Source organism: Streptomyces sp. NPDC015130 (genome assembly GCF_043080005.1).
Lineage (GTDB): Bacteria > Actinomycetota > Actinomycetes > Streptomycetales > Streptomycetaceae > Streptomyces.
The window spans coordinates 292,199-311,675 of the sequence record NZ_JBIBVC010000003.1 but is presented as its reverse complement, the minus strand read 5'-3'; the positions used below and the strand labels follow the sequence as shown (position 1 = coordinate 311,675).

Here is a 19,477-nt window from a genome sequence, read left to right as displayed (position 1 = left end):
TCAGGAGCGGGACCGGCGCCGCAGGGCGGGCCTGGCCTTCTCGGCACCGACCAGTCGCTCGGCGAGAGCCGCCGGCGTGGATGCCTCGAACACGGTCTTGATGGACAGTTCGGTGTCGCAGACCGCACGAATGCGGCTGATGAGCCGGGTGACGAGCAGGGAGTGGCCGCCGAGGTGGAAGAAGTCGTCGTCCACTCCGACGTCCGGGATCCCGAGGACCTCGGCGAAGAGATCGCACAGGAGCTTCTCCTGCTCCGTGCGCGGTGGCCGGCCGGTGGGAGAGGAGGTCAGGTCGGGGGCGGGGAGCGCCTGGCGGTCGAGTTTGCCGTTGGGGGTGAGCGGCAGGGTGTCCAGGACGGTGAAGCTGCTGGGCCGCAGGTGCTCGGGCAGGTGCGCGGTGGCGTGGGCACGGGCGTCGGCGGGATCGAGTACGGTGCCGGGCTCGGCGACGAGGTAGGCGGCGAGGCGCTTGTCGCCGGGGCGGTCCTCGCGGACCACGACGGCTGCCTGCCGGACGGCGCCGTGCCGCATCAGGACGGCCTGGACCTCACCCGGCTCGACACGGAACCCCCGGATCTTCACCTGACCATCGGCCCTGCCCAGGAACTCCAGGACACCGTCCGCGCGCCACCGCACCAGGTCACCGGTCCGGTAGACCCGCTCACCGGGAGCGCCGTACGGATGGGCCACGAAACGCTCGGACGTCAGACCCGCCTGACCCACATAACCCCGGGCCAGACCCACACCCGCCATGTACAGCTCACCGACCACACCCACCGGCACCGGCCGCAGCCGCTCGTCGAGCACGTACACCCGCTTGCCCGCCACGGGCCGGCCCACCGGGATCGACGCAGCGGACGCGTCCCGCTCCTCCACCGTGTGGCAGCAGGTGAAGATCATCGACTCCACCGGCGAGTACCCGTTCACCAGCCGCAGCCCCGGATACTCCCCCAACGCCTTCGCGACATGCGCCACCGACAACGGCTCACCACCCGTCATCAACTGCCGCACCCCGGCAAAACACCCCGGATACTCGTCCAACAGGAAGTTGAAGAGACTCGACGACACATGGACGCTGGTGACCGCCCGAGCGGCGATCAGGCCGGCGATCACCGAAGGCTCGGGCCGCAGGCCGGGCTGGAGGACGCAGACACCTCCGTGGAGCAGCGCGCCGAACAGCTCCAGCGCGAACGCGTCCCAGGAAACGGGCGCGCACTGCAGCCAGACCTCGTCGGGTCCGAAGGACACGAAGTCCTGGCCGACGAGCGTGCCCGTCATGGCCCGATGCGGAGCCACCACACCCTTCGGCACACCCGTGGACCCCGACGTGAACATCACGCACGCCGCGTCCTCGGGACCCGAAGTCCGCCCGAGCACCGAGTCCGCGCACTCCGCGACCCCGGCCGCTTCAACCTCCCCGTCCAGCCGTACGAGATCGGCCGTCGAACCGAGACCGTCACCGAGGACACCGGACGTGACCACCAGGGACACACCCGCACGGCCCACGACATCCCGCAGCCGCTCCACCGGGAACCCCGGATCGAGCAGGGTGTACGCGGCACCGGCCTTCAGCACCGCCAGCACCGCCACGACCAGCCGCGGCTCACGCTCCAGCAGCACACCCACCGTGTCACCACGCCGCACACCACGACCCACCAGGTACCGGGCGAGCCGGTTCGCGTCCCGCTCCAACTCCCCGTACGAAACCCGCACATCACCGTCACCGAAGACGAGCGCCGTGGAGTCGTGCGAGGCAGCGGCGCGCCGCTCGAACAGTTCGTGCACGCACATCTCGTGGGCATCCGGGTCGCCGGCTGTGGCGTTCCAGTCGCGCAGCAGCAGGTCCCGTTCGCCGGGTTCCAGGACGTCCAGGTCACCGATCCGGGCGTCCGGTTCCGCGACCGCCGCCTCCAGCAGCCGCACCAGCCGCGCCACCAGCACCTCGGCGCTGCCCCGGTCGAAGAGATCGACGGCGTATTCGAGGGCGCCCGTGATGCCGGACGGCTTGCCTTCGCCGTCGCGGGTCTCGGTGAAGGCGGCCGTGAGGTCGAACTTGGCGGTGCCGTTGAGGACGGTCTCCATCCGGGCGTCGAGTCCGGGGAGTTCGAGTGCCGCTTCGGCGTTGTTCTGGAGGACGAGCATGACCTGGAAGAGCGGGTGCCGGGCGAGCGAGCGCGTCGGGTTGAGCTCCTCGACGAGGTGCTCGAAGGGCACGTCCTGGTGGGCGTACGCGGCCAGGTCCGTCTCCCGGACCCGGGCGACGAGCTCCCGGAACGTCGGATCGCCCGACGTGTCGGTCCGCAGGACCAGCGTGTTGACGAAGAAGCCGACGAGGTCGTCCAGGGCCTCGTCCGAACGGCCGGCGACGGGTGTACCGAGGGGGACGTCGGTCCCGGCCCCGAGCCGGGTCGCCAGCGTGGCCAGTGCGGCCTGAAGGACCATGAACAGGGTGCCGCCGGAGCTCCGGGCCAGGTGCAGCAGGTCCTGGTGGAGGCGCGCTTCGAGGTGGACGGGCACGGTGTCGCCGCGGTGGCTCGCGACGGCGGGCCGGGGCCGGTCGGTGGGCAGGCCGAGGGTGTCGGGGACTCCGGCGAGCGCGGCCTTCCAGTGGGCGGTCTGGCGGGCGAGGAGACTGTCGGCGTCCTCCGGATCACCGAGCAGCTCACGCTGCCACAACGCGTAGTCCGCGTACTGGACGGGAAGCGGCGACCACTCCGGCGGCGCACCACCGCCCAGACGAGCGCCGTACGCCGTCGCCAGATCCCGCACCAGCGGAGCCAACGACCAACCGTCACAGGCGATGTGATGAACCACCAGCAGCAGCACGTACTCCCCCGCACCACCACCCTCCGGCCCGAACAGATGCGCCCGCAGGGGCAGATCCGTGGCCAGGTCGAAGGTCCGCGCGGCTTCGGCGGAGAGGGCGGCCGACAGGCCGGCCGTTTCGAGCGTCTCGGCCGTGGCGGCCGCTTCGACCGTCGGCACGGACGTCACCGCGAGGTCCGGGCGTGCCTCCTCGGGCGGCAGGACCAGCTGCCGCACGCGGCCGTGCTCCTCGGGGAACACGGTGCGCAGTGCCTCGTGCCGGTGGACGAGGTCGGAGAGCGCGGCGGTGAGGGCCTTGCGGTCGGGCGGGCCGTCGAGGCGCAGTGCGTGGGCGACGTTGTAGGACGCGGCTCCGTCCTCGGCCCGGTCGAGGAACCACAGCCTCTGCTGGGCGTAGGACAGCGGGAGTTCGGCGGGCCGCTCGGCGGGGAGCAGTGCGGGGCGGGCCCGGTCGGCGGTGTCGAGGCGTTCGGCGAGCGTCGCCACGGTCGGGGCGCCGAAGAGGTCGCGGAGGGTGATCTCCGCGCCGAGGGCGGCGCGGACGCGGGCGGCCAGTCGGGCGGCGAGGAGCGAGTGGCCGCCACGGTCGAAGAAGTCGTCGTCGATGCCGATGTCCGGGAGCCCGAGGAGTTCGGCGAACAGCCCGCAGAGGATCTCCTCGCGGGGGGTGCGCGGGGCTCGGTGCGTGGCGCCGGCCGCGAAGTCGGGTGCGGGCAGGGCGCGGCGGTCGAGCTTGCCGTTGGGTGTGAGCGGGAGGGCGTCGAGGGGGACGACCGCGGACGGCACCATGTGCGTCGGCAGGGTGGCCGCCAGGTGGCCGCGCAGCTCGGCCGAATCGGCGGTGCCGACGACGTAGGCGACGACGTGCCGGTCTCCGGGCCGGTCCTCGCGGACGACGACGGCCACGTTCGCGACGCCGGGGTGGCGGGCGGCGACGGCCTCGATCTCGCCGGGCTCGATCCGGAAGCCGCGCACCTTGACCTGGCCGTCGGCCCGCCCGGCGAACTCCAGCTCGCCGTCGGCGCGCCAGCGGACGAGGTCGCCGGTGCGGTACATCCGGGCGCCGGGCGGCCCGTAGGGGTGGGCGGTGAAGCGTTCGGCGGTGAGGTCGGGGCGGTGGCGGTAGCCGTGGGCGAGGCCGTCTCCGGAGACGTACAACTCGCCCACGACGCCGACGGGGACGGGCTGGAGGTGTTCGTCGAGGACGTACACCTGGGTGTTGGCGAGGGGGGTGCCGACGGGGACGACCGTGCGTCCCTCGTCGTCCGCCGTGACCTGGTGGCAGTTGGTGAACACCATGGATTCGACGGGGCCGTAGCCGTGGACGATCCGCAGGTGCGGGAAGTCCCTCCGTACGCGCAGGAGATGGGCCACGGAGGGGGCCTCGCCGCCGGTCATGACCTGGCGGAGGGTGTGGAAGACCTCCGGGTGGGTGTCGGCCATGACGGCGAAGAGTCCCGCGGACAGCCAGACGGTGGTGACGTCGTGTGCGGTGACGAGGGCGGCGATCGCGGCGGGTTCGGGGCTCTGGCCGGGGGCGAGGACGCAGGTGCCGCCGTGCAGGAGGGCGGGCCACATCTCCAGGGTGAGGCCGTCCCACGAGACGGGGGCGCACTGGAGGAAGACCTGGTCGGGGCCGAAGTCGATGTAGTCCTGGCCGAAGAAGGTGCGGACGGTGGCGCGGTGCGGGGAGGCGACGCCCTTGGGGCGCCCGGTGGAGCCGGAGGTGAACAGGACGCAGGCGATGTCGTCGGCGTGGACCCGCACGTCGGGGGCGGTGGCGGGGCGGCCGTCGATGAGCCGGCGGTCGTGGGGTGCGTCGGTCCGGACGGCGGTGAGGTCTCCGGGCAGGCGGTCTGCGAGCCGGGTGTGGGTGACGACGGTCCGGACGTCGGCCTCGGCGACGAGGGAGCGGGTCCGGTCCTCGGGGTGGCCGGGGTCGAGGGGTACGTAGGCGGCGCCGCACTTGAGGGCGGCGAGGATGCCGGTGACGAGGTCGGGGCCGCGGTCGACGAGGACGCCGACGAGGTCGCCGTGGGTGACGCCGAGGTCGATGAGGTGGTGGGCGAGGCGGTTGGCGCGGGCGTCGAGCTCTCCGTAGCCGATCCGTTCGTCGCCCGAGACGACGGCGACGGCGTGGGGGGTGCGGGCGGCCTGTGCGGCGAACAGCTCGTGCAGGCCGCGGTCGTGGGGGTAGTCGGCCGCGGTGTCGTTCCAGGTGGTGAGGGTGGTGTGGCGTTCCTCGGCGGAGAGCACGTCGAGGGTGCCGAGGGGGCGGTCGGGGTCGGCGACGGCGGCGAGCAGGAGGCGCTCCAGGCGGGCGAGGAGCGTCCGTACGGTGTCGGTGTCGAAGAGGCCGGTGGCGTACTCCAGGCCTCCGTCGAGTCCTGCGGGCGCTCCGTCGGCGTCGTGGGTCTCGGTGAGGGCGAGGGAGAGGTCGAACTTGGCGTCGGTGTTCTGGACGGGCTCGGGGCGCGCGGTGGCGTCGCCGAGGCGTACGTCGGTCTCCTCGGTGTTCTGGAGGACGAGCAGCACCTGGAAGAGGGGGTGCCGGGTGAGCGAGCGGACGGGGTTCAGTTCCTCGACGAGGCGCTCGAAGGGCACGTCCTGGTGGGCGTACGCGGCCAGGTCCGTCTCCCGGACCCGGGCGACCAGCTCCCGGAACGTCGGATCGCCCGACGTGTCGGTCCGCAGGACCAGCGTGTTGACGAAGAAGCCGACGAGGTCGTCCAGGGCCTCGTCCGAACGGCCGGCGACGGCCGTGCCGAGCGGGATGTCGGTCCCGGCTCCGAGGCGGGTCAGCAGGGCGGCGAGGCCCGCCTGCACGACCATGAACAGGGTGGAGTGGGTGTCCCGGGCCAGTTCGCGAAGGCGCCGGTGCAGTTCGGCGTCGAGCCGGAAGGGCAGCAGGGCGCCTTCGTTGCGGGAGTCGGCCCACGCGTCGGCGGTGCGCGGCCGGTCGGTGGGCAGCGGCAGGTGGTCGGGCAGGTCGGCCAGGGCCCGGCGCCAGTGATCGAGTTGGCGGGCGAGGAGGGCGTCCGGGTCGGATTCGTCGCCGAGGAGCTCGCGCTGCCAGAGGGTGTAGTCGGCGTACTGGGCCGGGAGGGGCGTCCAGCGGGGTTCGTCGCCGGCGGCGCGGGCCGCGTAGGCGGTGGCGAGGTCGCGGAGCAGCGGGTTCATGGACCAGCCGTCGGCGGCGATGTGGTGCATCACGAGGAGCAGGACCTGCTCGTCCGTGCCCGCCGCGTCCGTCGTCTCTGCCGTTTCTGCCGTTTCTGCCGTTTCTGCAGTGAACAGGTGCGCGCGGAGGGGAAGTTCTGCTGCCAGGTCGAAGCGGTGGGCGGCGGCGGACCGGAGGGTGGCGGTGAGCTCCTCGGGGGTGCGGGGCCGGTCGTCGACGGCGAGGGCGGGCCGGGCCCGCTCGGCCGGGACGACGGACTGACTGGGCAGGCCGTCGACGGCGGGGAAGCAGGTGCGGAGTGCCTCGTGCCGGCCGACGAGGTCGCCGAGCGCGGCCTGGAGTGCCTCCGGGTCGACGGTGCCGTGGAGGCGGGCGGCGAAGGTGAGGTTGTACGCGGTGCCGCCGGTGCCGCCCTGGGCCTCGTCCAGGAACCAGAGCCGCTGCTGGGCGTATGAGAGCGGGAGCTGCTCGGGGCGGGCGAAGGGCCGCAGGGCCGGCCGGGCCTGCTCGGCGCCGTCGAGGCGGCGGGCGAGCGCGGCGACGGTGGGCGCCTGGAAGAGGTCGCGGATGCCGGCCTCGACACCGAGGGCGGTGCGGATGCGGCCGATCAGGCGGGCGGCGAGCAGGGAGTGGCCGCCGAGGTGGAAGAAATCGTCGTCGACACCGGTTTCGGGGAGCCCGAGGACGTCGGCGAAGAGGCCGCAGAGCACCTCCTCACGCGGGGTGCGCGGGGCACGGCCGCCGGATGTCGTCGTGGGGTCGGGGGCGGGCAGGGCGTTGCGGTCGAGCTTGCCGTTCGGGGTGAGCGGCAGGGCGTCGAGGACGACGACCGCGGAGGGGACGAGGTGCTCGGGGAGCAGACCGGCGGCGTGGGCGCGCAGCTCGCCGGGGGACGCGGGGGCGCCGGGGGACGCGGGGGCGTCGAGGACGACGTAGGCGACCAGACGCTTGTCCCCGGGGCGGTCCTCGCGGACCACGACCGCCGCCTGTCGGACGGCGCCGTGCCGCATCAGGACGGCCTGGACCTCACCCGGCTCGACACGGAACCCCCGGATCTTCACCTGACCATCGGCCCTGCCCAGGAACTCCAGGACACCGTCCGCGCGCCACCGCACCAGGTCACCGGTCCGGTAGACCCGCTCACCGGGAGCGCCGTACGGATGGGCCACGAAACGCTCGGACGTCAGACCCGCCTGACCCACATAACCCCGGGCCAGACCCACACCCGCCATGTACAGCTCACCGACCACACCCACCGGCACCGGCCGCAGCCGCTCGTCGAGCACGTACACCCGCTTGCCCGCCACGGGCCGGCCCACCGGGATCGACGAAGCGGACGCGTCCCGCTCCTCCACCGTGTGGCAGCAGGTGAAGATCATCGACTCCACCGGCGAGTACCCGTTCACCAGCCGCAGCCCCGGATACTCCCCCAACGCCTTCGCGACATGCGCCACCGACAACGGCTCACCACCCGTCATCAACTGCCGCACCCCGGCAAAACACCCCGGATACTCGTCCAACAGGAAGTTGAAGAGACTCGACGACACATGGACGCTGGTGACCGCCCGAGCGGCGATCAGGCCGGCGATCACCGAAGGCTCGGGCCGCAGGCCGGACTGGAGGACACAGACACCTCCGTGGAGCAGCGCACCGAACAACTCCAGCGCGAACGCGTCCCACGACACCGGCGAGCACTGCAACCACACCTCGCCCGGCCCGAAGGACACGAACTCCTGACCCACCAACGTCCCCACCATCGCCCGATGCGGAGCCACCACACCCTTCGGCACACCCGTCGAACCCGACGTGAACATCACACACGCCACATCCTCAGGACCCGCGATCCGACCCAGATCACCACCGTCCAGACCGGCCACCACCCCCGCCTCCGCGTCCAGGCGTACGAAGGGGACGGCGCTGTCCCGCCAGCCGTCGGCGGGCTCTCCGGTCGTCACGACCAGCCCGGCGCCGGCGGTGGCGACGACGGAGCGGAGGCGCTCGACGGGGAACTCCGTGTCGAGGAGGGTGAATCCGGCTCCCGCCTTGAGGACGGCCAGGACCGCGACGACGAGGTCGAGGTCCCGGCCGAGGAGCAGGGCGACGGTGTCGCCGCGCCCCACGCCGCGGTCACGGAGGTGGCGGGCGAGGCGGTTGGCGGAGGCGTTCAGCTCGGCGTAGCCGATCTCGCGGTCCGGGAGCACGAGGGCCGTGCGCTCGGGGGTGCGGGCCGCCTGCCGCTCGAAGAGCTCGTGTACGCACGGGAGGTCGGTGACGGCGGCCGTCCCGGGCGTGGTGGCGTTCCAGTCGACGAGGAGCGTGGTGCGTTCGTCGGCCGCGAGCACGTCGAGTGCGCCGATGGGCAGGTCCGGGCGGTCGACGGCGGCGGTCAGGAGACGGACCAGGCGCGCGGCAAGCGACTCGGCCGTGCCTCGGTCGAACAGGTCGGTGGCGTACTCCAGGAAGCCGGAGATCCCGGCGGGGGCGCCGTCCCGGGTGCGGTGCTGTTCGGCGACGAAGGTCAGGTCGAACTTGGCGCTGTGGCGCGCGGGGTGCTCGACGGCGGCCTCGCAGCCGGGCAGTGCCAGGGGCGGCGGGGCGTCCTGGAGGGCCAGCATGATCTGGAAGAGGGGGTGCCGCGCCAGTGACCGGACCGGGTTCAGCTCCTCGACCAGCCGCTCGAACGGCACGTCCTGGTGGGAGTACGCGGCGAGGTCGGTCTCACGGGTGCGGAGGAGGAGCTCGCGGAAGGTGGGGTCGCCCGAGGCGTCGGTGCGCAGGACCAGGGTGTTCACGAAGAAGCCGATGAGGTCGTCGAGCGCCTCGTCGAACCGTCCGGCGACCGGTGTGCCGAGGGGGACGTCCGTACCGGCGCCGAGGCGCGTGAGGAGCGCGGTCAGGCCTGCCTGCACCACCATGAACAGGGTGGAGTCGTTGCTGCGGGCGAGGTCGAGGAGCCGCCCGTGCAGTTCGGCGTCGAGCGTGAGGGGCACGCTGTCGCCCCGGTGACTCGCGACGGCGGGCCGGGGCCGGTCCGTCGGCAGGGCCGGGGCGTCGGGTGCCCCTGCCAGGGTCTCCCGCCAGAAGTCCAGCTGTCTGCGGGCCAGGCTGTGCGGGTCGCGCTCGTCGCCCAGCAGTTCGCGCTGCCACAGGGTGTAGTCGGCGTACTGGACGGGCAGCGGTGCCCAGTCCGGCGCGACGCCGGCGCAGCGGGCCACGTAGGCGGTGGTCAGGTCCCGGGTCAGCGGGGCGAGGGACCAGCCGTCGGCGGCTATGTGGTGGAGGACGAACACGAGGGCGTGGTCGTCCTCGGCGACCCTGAGGAGGGTGACCCGCAGCGGAGGCTCGGCAGCAAGGTCGAAGCGGTGGACGGAGGCTTCGTGGAGGGCCTGGGGGAGGTGCTCCTCGGGGCAGTCGGCCGTGTGCCACACGGTTGCGGCCACGGCGTCCGGGGCATCGCCGGTGGCACGGCCGAAGGCGTTCTCGCTGTCGCTGTCCACGGCGAGGACGTGCTGCCGGGGCTCGCCGTCCGTCGTGGGGAACACCGTGCGCAGGGCCTCGTGGCGGGCCGTCACGTCGGTCACGGCTCGGCGGAGTGCGGCGCAGTCGAGTGGTCCGCGCAGGCGCAGGGCGAGCGGCACGTTGTAGGAGGCGTTGGGTTCCTCGACCTGGTCGAGGAACCAGAGCCGCTGCTGGGCGAAGGAGAGGGGAACATGGTCCGGCCGCTCGGCTGCCGGAAGGAGGACGGGACGGGGGGCTTCGGCGCCCTTCGACGCGTCCGTTCCCGATCCGGATCCCGTGCCCGTAACGGTGCTGGTGCCGGTGGTGGCGGCTCCGGTGTCCGCGCTGTCGAGGCGCTCGGCGAGCGCGGCCATCGTGGGGGCGTGGAACAGCTCGGCGATTCCGACGCGGACGCCGAGGGCCGTGCTGATCCGGCTGATCAGGCGGGCCGCGAGCAGGGAGTGGCCGCCGAGGTGGAAGAAGTTGTCGTCGATGCCGACCTGCTCGACGCCGAGGACCTCGGCGAGGAGCTCGCAGAGGAGTTCCTCCCGTGCGGTGCGCGGTGGCCGGCCGGTGGGAGAGGAGGTCAGGTCGGGGGCGGGGAGCGCCTGGCGGTCGAGTTTGCCGTTGGGGGTGAGCGGCAGGGTGTCCAGGACGGTGAAGCTGCTGGGCCGCAGGTGCTCGGGCAGGTGCGCGGTGGCGTGGGCACGGGCGTCGGCGGGATCGAGTACGGTGCCGGGCTCGGCGACGAGGTAGGCGGCGAGGCGCTTGTCCCCGGGGCGGTCCTCGCGGACCACGACGGCCGCCTGCCGGACGGCGCCGTGCCGCATCAGGACGGCCTGGACCTCACCCGGCTCGACACGGAAGCCCCGGATCTTCACCTGACCGTCCGCGCGGCCGACGTACTCCAGGACACCGTCGGCACGCCACCGCACCAGGTCACCCGTGCGGTAGACCCGCTCGCCGGGGGCACCGTGGGGGTGGGCGACGAAACGCTCGGCCGTCAGGGCCGCCTGGCCCAGGTATCCGTGAGCCAGGCCGGCACCGGTCAGGTAGAGGTCTCCGACGACGCCCACCGGAACGGGGCGGAGCCGCTCGTCGAGCGCGTACATCCGCTCGTTGCCGATCGGCCGGCCGATCGGGATCGCGGGGCGTCCGGTGTCCCCCTCGGTGATGTGGTGGGTCGAGACGAAGATCATCGCCTCGACCGGCCCGTACCCGTTGACCAGTCGCAGTCCGGGATACTCGGCCAGCGCCTTCGCCGCGTGGGCGGGGGAAGCGGCCTCGCCGCCGCCGATGATCTGGCGCATCCCGGTGAAGCAGCCGGGGTACTCGTCGAGCAGGAAGTTGAGGAGGCTCGCCGACAGGTAGGCCGAGGTGACGTGGTGGCGGGCGATGAGTTCGGCGATCACCTCCGGTTCCGGCTTGCCGCCGGGCTGGAGGACACAGGCGCCTCCGTGGAGCAGCGCGCCGAACAGCTCCAGCGCGAACGCGTCCCAGGAAACGGGCGCGCACTGCAGCCAGACCTCGTCGGGTCCGAAGGACACGAAGTCCTGGCCGACCAGCGTGCCCGTCATGGCCCGATGCGGAGCCACCACACCCTTCGGCACACCCGTGGACCCCGACGTGAACATCACGCACGCCGCGTCCTCGGGACCCGAAGTCCGCCCGAGCACCGAGTCCGCGCACTCCGCGACCCCGGCCGCTTCAACCTCCCCGTCCAGCCGTACGAGATCGGCCGTCGAACCGAGACCGTCACCGAGGACACCGGACGTGACCACCAGGGACACACCCGCACGGCCCACGACATCCCGCAGCCGCTCCACCGGGAACCCCGGATCGAGCAGGGTGTACGCGGCACCGGCCTTCAGCACTGCCAGCACCGCCACGACCAGCCGCGGCTCACGCTCCAGCAGCACACCCACCGTGTCACCACGCCGCACACCACGACCCACCAGGTACCGGGCGAGCCGGTTCGCGTCCCGCTCCAACTCCCCGTACGACACCCGCACATCACCGTCACCGAAGACGAGCGCCGTCGAACCCGGGGAGAGCTCGGCCCGCTCCTCGAACAGCTCGTGCACGCACACCTCGTACGGCGAGGTGCCCACCGTCGTGTTCCACTCCCCCAGCAGCAGTCGCCGCTCGTCCACCGCCAGGACGTCCAGGTCGGCGATCCGGGCGTCCGGATCCGCGACCGCCGCCTCCAGCAGCCGCACCAGCCGCGCCACCAGCACCTCGACGCTGCCCCGGTCGAACAGGTCCGCGGAGTACTGGGCGGAGCCGCGGATGCCGGTGGGACGACCGGTGTCGTCATACGCCTCGGTGACGTCGAAGGTCAGGTCGAATTTGGCGACGTCGAGGGAGAGGACGTCCTGCCGGACGAGGTCGAGGCCCGGCAGCAGCGGCGTGGCGACGGCGTTGTTCTGGAGGACGAGCACGACCTGGAAGAGCGGGTGCCGGGCCGCCGAGCGGACGGGGTTCAGTTCCTCGACGAGGTGCTCGAAGGGCACGTCCTGGTGGGCGTACGCGGCCAGGTCCGTCTCCCGGACCCGGGCGACGAGCTCCCGGAACGTCGGATCGCCGGACGTGTCGGTCCGCAGGACCAGCGTGTTGGCGAAGAAGCCGACGAGGTCGTCCAGGGCCTCGTCCGAACGGCCGGCGACGGGTGTGCCGAGGGGGACGTCGGTCCCGGCCCCGAGCCGGGTCAGCAGGGCGGCGAGCCCCGCCTGCACGACCATGAACAGGGTGCTGTCGTCACGACGGGCGAGGTCGAGCAGTCCTCCGTGCAGCTCGGCCGGCAGGTCCACGGGGACGACGCCGCCCTCGTGGGAGGGCCGGAGCGGGCGGGGACGGTCGGTGGGGAGCGCGAGCTCGTCGCCGAGTCCCGCGAGGGCCTGCCGCCAGTGGGCGGTCTGGCGGGCGAGGAGACTGTCGGCGTCCTCCGGATCACCGAGCAGCTCACGCTGCCACAACGCGTAGTCCGCGTACTGAACCGGCAGTGCAGACCACTCCGGCGGCACACCACCGCCCAGACGAGCGCCGTACGCCGTCGCCAGATCCCGCACCAGCGGAGCCAACGACCAACCGTCACAGGCGATGTGATGAACCACCAGCAGCAGCACGTACTCCCCCGCACCACCACCCTCCGGCTCGAACAGATGCGCCCGCAGGGGCAGATCCGTGGCCAGGTCGAATCCCTGCCGGGCCGCGGAGGCGAGGGCCTCGGCGAGGCCGGCCTCGCCCGGGGAAGTACGGGTCCAGGTCACGCGGGCGTCCCGGGGGCTCAGCACCTGCTGGCGGGGATCCCCGTCGGGCGCGGGGTAGCGGGTGCGCAGCGCCTCGTGGCGCTCCACGACGTCGTCGAGGGCCATGCGGAGGGCGTCGGTGTCGGGGGTGCCCTGCAGGCGGAGGGCGAGCGGGACGTTGTACGTGGCGCCGCCGTCCCCCGCCGGGGAACCGGAGCGCTCGGTCTGGTTGAGGAACCAGATGCGCTGCTGGGCGTGGGACAGCGGGAGTTCGGCGGGCCGCTCGGCGGGACGCAGGGCCGCGGGGGCCTGCGCGGCGCCGTCGAGGGCGCGGGCGAGGCCCGCGGCGGTCGGGTCCCGGAACAGTTCACGGATGCCGATCTCGACACCGAAGGTGCGGCGGATCCGGCTGATGAGGCGGGCGGCGAGCAGCGAGTGGCCGCCGAGGAGCAGGAAGCTCTCGTCCGCGCCGACCTCGTCCACTCCGAGGACGTCGGCGAACAGCACGCACAGGGTGCGCTCGGCAGGCGTCTCGGGGGCACGGCCCACGGGTCCGGTGCGGAGGTCGGGGGCGGGCAGGGCGTTGCGGTCGAGCTTGCCGTTCGGGGTGAGCGGCAGGGCGTCGAGGGCGACGACCGCGGAGGGGACGAGATGCTCGGGGAGCAGGCCGGCGGCGTGGGCGCGCAGCTCGCCGGGGGACGCGAGGGCGTCGAGGACGACGTAGGCGACCAGACGCTTGTCCCCCGGGCGGTCCTCGCGGACCACGACCGCCGCCTGCCGGACCGCGCTGTGCCGCATCAGGACGGCCTGGACCTCACCCGGCTCGACACGGAACCCCCGGATCTTCACCTGACCATCGGCGCGCCCGATGAACTCCACGACGCCGTCGGGCCTCATCCGCACGAGGTCACCCGTGCGGTAGAGGCGCTCGCCGGGAGCGCCGTAGGGGTGGGCGACGAACCGCTCGGCCGTGAGACCGGCCTGTCCCGCGTAGCCCCGGGCCAGCCCGACGCCGGCCATGTACAGCTCGCCCTCGGAGCCGGGCGGGAGGTGTCGGAGGCGTTCGTCGAGGACGTATACCTGCTTGCCCGCGACGGCGGATCCGACGGGGACGGCCGATCCTTCGGCGTCCTGGTGGGTGATGTCGTGGCAGCAGGTGAAGATCATCGACTCCACCGGCGAGTACCCGTTCACCAGCCGCAGCCCCGGATACTCCCCCAACGCCTTCGCGACATGCGCCACCGACAACGGCTCACCACCCGTCATCAACTGCCGCACCCCGGCAAAACACCCCGGATACTCGTCCAACAGGAAGTTGAAGAGACTCGCGGAGACGTGCACCGTCGACACCGCGTGAGCCGTGATCAGCCCGGCGATCACCGAAGGCTCCGGCCGGACACCCGGCTGAAGGACACACGTCCCCCCGTGCAACAGCGCACCGAACAACTCCAGCGCGAACGCGTCCCACGACACCGGCGAGCACTGCAACCACACCTCGCCCGGCCCGAAGGACACGAACTCCTGACCCACCAACGTCCCCGCCATCGCCCGATGCGGAGCCACCACACCCTTCGGCACACCCGTCGAACCCGACGTGAACATCACACACGCCACATCCTCAGGACCCGCGATCCGACCCAGATCACCACCGTCCAGACCGGCCACCACCCCCGCCTCCGCGTCGACGGAGACCGGTCGCACCGCCGTGCCGTCCCAGCGGTCGGCGAAGCCTGCGAGGGTGACGACCCGGGTGACGCCGGCCGAGGAAGCGACGGCGCGGACGCGCTCGGCGGGGAGGACGGGGTCGAAGAGGGTGTATCCGGCGCCCGCCTTGAGGACGGCGAGGACGGCGACGACCAGCTCGGTGTCCCGCTCCAGGAGCACACCGACGGTGTCGCCGCGCCGCACGCCCAGGGCGAGGAGGTGGCGGGCGAGCCGGTTGGCCCGGGCGTTCAACTCGCCGTACGTGGTGTCCCGTTCCCCGAGGACCACGGCGGCGGCATCGGGGGTCCGGGCCACCTGCTCCTCGAAGACCTCGTGGACGCAGTCCATGGACACCTTCATCAACTCCATCACTTCGGGCTGTCGGTCGGGGCGGGGCGGGCGGGTGTGTCCTGCAGGAGGGCCGGTCAGCCGGCGGCGGTCTCGGCGATGAGGCTCGCCGGGCGCATGTCCGTCCAGTGGGTGTCGACGTAGTCGAGGCAGGCCTGCCGGGAGGTGGCTCCGTGGACGGCGGTCCAGCCCTCCGGGACCTCGATGTCGGCCGGCCACAGCGAGTGCTGGTTCTCGTGGTTGACGAGGACCAGGTATGCGCCGTCCGCGTTCTCAAAGGGATTGGTGGTCATCGGAATTCTCCCGATCTAGAAGCAGTTCTTGTTCTTCGGGGGCAGTGAAAAACTATCGGCGCCGTGAATTCCCGAAAGGCAGGAACCCGGGCAGCTGGGCGGCAGTTGTGCGGCGGCAGTAAATGGGCGCGCGGCTCAGCGGAGAGGAAGATCGCGCAGAACTGCCGGTGTGCGGCGCTCGCCGCAGCAGCGTTCGGCGAGGAGCGCGTACGGCAGGAGCTCCGGGAGGTCGGCAGGGCCGAACAGTGAGACGCCGATGGGCAGTTCGCCGGAGAATCCGGCCGGCACGGCGATGTTGGGATGTCCGGCCAGCGCGGGGAGGGTGGAACTGGTCCGCGTGAAGGGGTCGGGGCCGTCGTCGATGCGCCAGGCCGGACCGCTGGTCGCGGCCATCAGGACGTCCACGCCGTGATCGGCCAGGGCTGCGGCGAGCAGGTCCCGGGCCTGCCGCCGGGAGCGGCGGCGACGGTCGGGGGCGAGCCTCCGGTCCGCTTCGGTGAGCGCGGCGCACCGCTCGAAGAGGTCCTGGCCGAAGAGGGCGAGCTCGACGGGGTCCAGGCGGTTCGCGGCGATGATCTCGTCGAGGGTGGCGGGCGCGCCGCGCCGGCCGCTCAGGTACTGCTCCAGGGACGGGGGGAACTCCGCGCAGAGCGCGTCGAGTCCGTCGACGAGCATGTCCCTGGGCAGGGCGAGCTCGACGGGTACGACGACGGCGCCCGCGTCCCTCAGCCGTTCGGCGGCGCGTTCCGCGACGTCCTGGGCTTCGGGTGCCATGCCCTTGACGTGCCACAGGCCCACCCGTACGGACTCGGGCGGGGCCGGTGCGGTGGGCATCGGGTGGCCGGTCAGGACCGCGAGGCAGAGTGCCGCGTCCTCCAGCCGTGCGGCGAGCGGCCCGATGGTGTCCTGGACGGTGGAGATCGGTACGACCCCGGTCACCGGGAGGGTGCCGGGGGCGGGTTTGATCGCGGCGACCCCGCAGACGCCTGCCGGGCAGACGAGCGAGCCGTCCGTCTCCGTGCCGAGGGCGAGCGGGGTCATCCCGGCCGCCACGGCGGCCGCCGAACCGGCGGAGGACCCCCACGGGCTGTGCTCGGGATCGTGCGGGTTGCGGGTCTGGCCGCCGACGGCCGACCAGCCCTCGATGCTGGCCGTGGAGCGGAAGTTGCCCCACTCCGTGAGGTTCGTCTTGCCGAGGACCACGGCCCCGGCCGCGCGCAGCCGGGCGACGACCTCCGCGTCGCGGTCGGGCGGGGTCCCGGCGAGCAGCCGGGAGCCCGCGGTGCCGGCGAGGCCCGCGGTGTCGATGTTGTCCTTGAGGAGGACCGGGATGCCGTCCAGGGGGCTCCGTGGGCGGCCCGCGGCGTGCCGGCGGTCGGCGGCACGGGCCTGGTCCAGGGCCGTGGCGTCGACCGCGAGGACGGCACGGACCACCGGGTCGACGGCGCTGATCCGGTCCAGGGAGGCGCTGACCAGCTCGGTGGCGCTGAGCGCGCAGGAGCGCAACAGCCGCGCGAGCTCGGCGACGGGCCGGTCGGTCTCGATGGCGGGGCGGCCGGAGTCGGCGACGGGACGGCCGAAGGCGGTGGCGTCCGGGCGGGTCTCGGTGGCGGGGCGGCCGAAGTCTGCGGCGGCCCGGCGGGTCTCGGTGGCGGGGCGGTCAGTCAAGGCGGGCCTCCCGCAGGAGCGGGGTGAGGGCGACCGTGACGACGGCGATCAGCGCGACCAGGGCGTGCAGCAGCAGCGCCCAGGTCATTCCGGCCCACTCGACGAGCACGCCGATGACGAGGTTGCCGAGGGGGGCGGCGCCGAAGATGAGGAGCGCCTGGATCGACACGACCCGGCCGCGTACGGATTCGGGGGCCCAGCGCTGTACGCAGGACACCAGCACGGTGCCGACCAGGGCCGAGACGAAGCCCAGGCCGACGTACGGGGCGAGGGCGGCGACCATGGAGGGCGCCCACGCGAGCGCCGCCAGGCACAGGGTCTGCCCGACGGTGCCCAGGATCAGGACGCGGCCCGCGCGTCGGCGGGCCGGCCACACGAGGGACAGCAGGAACCCGGCGGCGGCGCCGACGGTGAAGGCGGTCAGGAGGAGGCCGGCGCCGGCGGCGGCCGAGCCGTTCCGGTCCGCCATCAGTGCCACGCCGATGTTGATGGGTCCCGCGCCGGCGAACTCGGTCAGTCCGATCACGGTGATGACGGCCCGCAGCCGTGGCGTGGCGGCCACGGCTCGGAGCCCTTCGCCGATGCGCGCGGCCAGGGACGCCCGCGGCTCGACGGCACCGGTACCGGCACCGGCACCGGCTTGCCCCTTCCCCTCGTCCGGCGAGGCCGACGCGCCGGCCTCCACCTCCGCACCCGCACCCGCGTCCGCGTCCGCACCGTCGGGCTTCGCCGGCGTCGCCGTCTTCGGCGCCACCGTGCCCCGTGCCCGTACGCGGAGAACGGCCAGGGCCGAGATCGCGAACGTCACGGCGTTGACGGCCGCGACGAGCGGGATGCCGCCGAGGGCCATCAGCACCCCGCCGAGGGGACCGCCCGCCGCCTGGCCGCCGCGGAGGGCGCCCAGGTAGAGGGCGTTGCCGCGGACCAGGTGGCTGTGGGGCAGCAGCCCGGCCCGCAGCGCACCGGAGGCCGGGATGAAGAACGCGCCGAACAGCGAGAGTCCGGCCGCCGCCACCACGAGCAGCGGTACCCCGGGGCCCAGGGCGAGAGCCCCGGCCGTCGCGAGGACCATGACCGCGCAGCGGGCCAGGTCGGCGCCCACCATGACGCGGCGCGGGCCGACGCTGTCGACGACGGCACCCGCGCCGAGGAGCGTCACCAGCCTCGGCAGGGAGGCGAGCGCGAGGACGGCGCCCGCCCGTGCCGGGCCGGTGTCGGAGGTGACCGACCAGGCGAGCGTCACGTACCAGGCGGCGTCGCCGAGCGCGGACAGGCCCATGGCGAGGGCGAATCCGAGGTAGCCGCCGTCCGTGAGACCGGGGCCTCCGGTCCGGGTGCCGGCGGGCGCGGCGCCCGTGGCCGTGGAGCCGGTCACGGCTGGGTGCCCAGGGGTGCGGCGAGCGAGGGGTCCTGGTGCGGGAGGCCGGTGCCGGCCGCCCACACGTCCTCGTACGCCAGCGCGCCCGCCTCGTACTTGCCCAACGCGCTGATCAGCAGGCGCAGTTCCAGGGACAGGGCCTCCACGAGACGTTCGAGGCCCCGCTCGGGGTCCTCCTCGACCGCGAGGAGCGCCGCGCGGCCGAGCCCGACGGCAGTGGCGCCGAGGGCGAGCGCCTTGGCCGCGCGGGTGCCCTCCCACATCCGGCCGGACACGAGCAGTCCGCCGTCGGGGCGGCCGATGCGGCGAAGGCACTCGCCGAGCGGCAGTCCGACCCCGTCGAGGAAGCCGAGCGGGGCCCAGCCGGTGCCGCCCTCCGCGCCGTCGACGGTGACCGCGTCGGCGCCGGCCGACCAGGCGACCGCGGCGGCCTCCCGGACGTCCCGCCCGGGGTGGAGCTTCACCCAGACGCGGGCGCGCGGGAAGTTGTTGCGCATCAGGCGGATCTGCTGGCGCAGGATCTCCTCGGTGAAGGTGCCGGGGCTGCTGCACCGCAGGACGCGCTCCTCGCCGCCGAGGACGTCGTCGACGGCGTACTGCTCCGCCACGCGGGCGGCGGCCGCGCGGTCCAGGACGGTCATGCCGCCGAGCCCGGGCTTGGCTCCCTGGCCCACCTTCAGCTCGAAGGCGAGTCGCCCGGATTCCAGCAGCGGGCGGGCGGAGGGATCGCTGTAGACGAGGTTCCACACCTCGGCGTCGGCGTCCTCGGTGCTCTGCTGCACGGCGACGCCGCCGCTGCCGTCGGGGAGTTCGTCGAGGTAGGCGCGGATGCGGCCGAGCAGGGAGCGTTCGGCTTCCCCGGCGGGGGCGGTGCCGCCGAGCCGGCCGTAGCCGTTGACGGGGACGACGTTCTCGCCGATCACCATGGGGAGGCCGAGCCGTCCGGCCTGCCGGCTGGCGGCCGTGCCGAGGTCGGCGCTGGCCACCTGGGTCGATCCGAAGGCGGAGAGGTAGGCGGGGAGCGGGGAGCGGAGCGCGCCGACGACGGTGGTGAGGTCCACGTCGTGGTGCATCGGTTCGCGGGCGAGGTCGATGAGCTTCTCCAGGCGCCGCGGCATGAAGACCGGCGGCACGAGGCGGAGCGCGTCCAGGAGGTCGGCGTCCGCGACGGCGTGCGCCGGGGGCCTCGCGGCGCCGAACAGGGTCCCCCCGTAGGTCTCGACGGGCGGGAAGAGGGCGGCGGTGCCGCGACGGGCCCGGTCGCGCACGGCGTCGGCGGGGAAGGTGTCGGCCCTGAGGCCGGGGCCGTCGTGACCCGCTCCGGGGCGAGCCT

5 protein-coding genes are annotated in these 19,477 nt (G+C 73.4%); all 5 read right to left on the bottom strand.

Annotated features, from left to right (window positions below; all coding sequences use genetic code 11):
* The 5 genes from ACF08F_RS07660 to ACF08F_RS07640 all read right to left on the bottom strand — a co-directional run bounded on the left by ACF08F_RS07660 (position 1) and on the right by ACF08F_RS07640 (position 19,412).
* A complete protein-coding gene (locus tag ACF08F_RS07660) occupies positions 1-14,826 on the bottom strand; it encodes an amino acid adenylation domain-containing protein (protein WP_392297575.1) in 14,826 nt (4,941 codons plus the stop codon).
* A 56-nt stretch (positions 14,827-14,882) separates the two neighbouring features.
* The gene (locus ACF08F_RS07655; protein WP_392297574.1) at positions 14,883-15,098 is read right to left on the bottom strand and encodes an MbtH family protein; all 216 of its coding nucleotides are present in this window, start codon (positions 15,096-15,098) and stop codon (positions 14,883-14,885) included.
* A gap of 135 nt (positions 15,099-15,233) precedes the next feature.
* Complete coding sequence (locus ACF08F_RS07650; RefSeq protein ID WP_392297573.1) at positions 15,234-16,766, bottom strand: amidase family protein; 1,533 nt, start codon at positions 16,764-16,766, stop codon at positions 15,234-15,236.
* On the bottom strand, positions 16,759-18,141 hold the full coding sequence (locus ACF08F_RS07645; RefSeq protein ID WP_392297572.1) for an MFS transporter: 1,383 nt from the start codon (positions 18,139-18,141) through the stop codon (positions 16,759-16,761). The genes ACF08F_RS07650 and ACF08F_RS07645 overlap by 8 nt, the downstream gene beginning before the upstream one ends.
* Positions 18,138-19,412 (bottom strand): glutamate synthase-related protein, encoded by a 1,275-nt coding sequence (locus tag ACF08F_RS07640; RefSeq protein WP_392297764.1) that lies wholly within the window; start codon positions 19,410-19,412, stop codon positions 18,138-18,140. Before ACF08F_RS07640 ends, ACF08F_RS07645 begins: the two co-directional genes overlap by 4 nt.
* Positions 19,413-19,477: the final 65 nt, after the last annotated feature.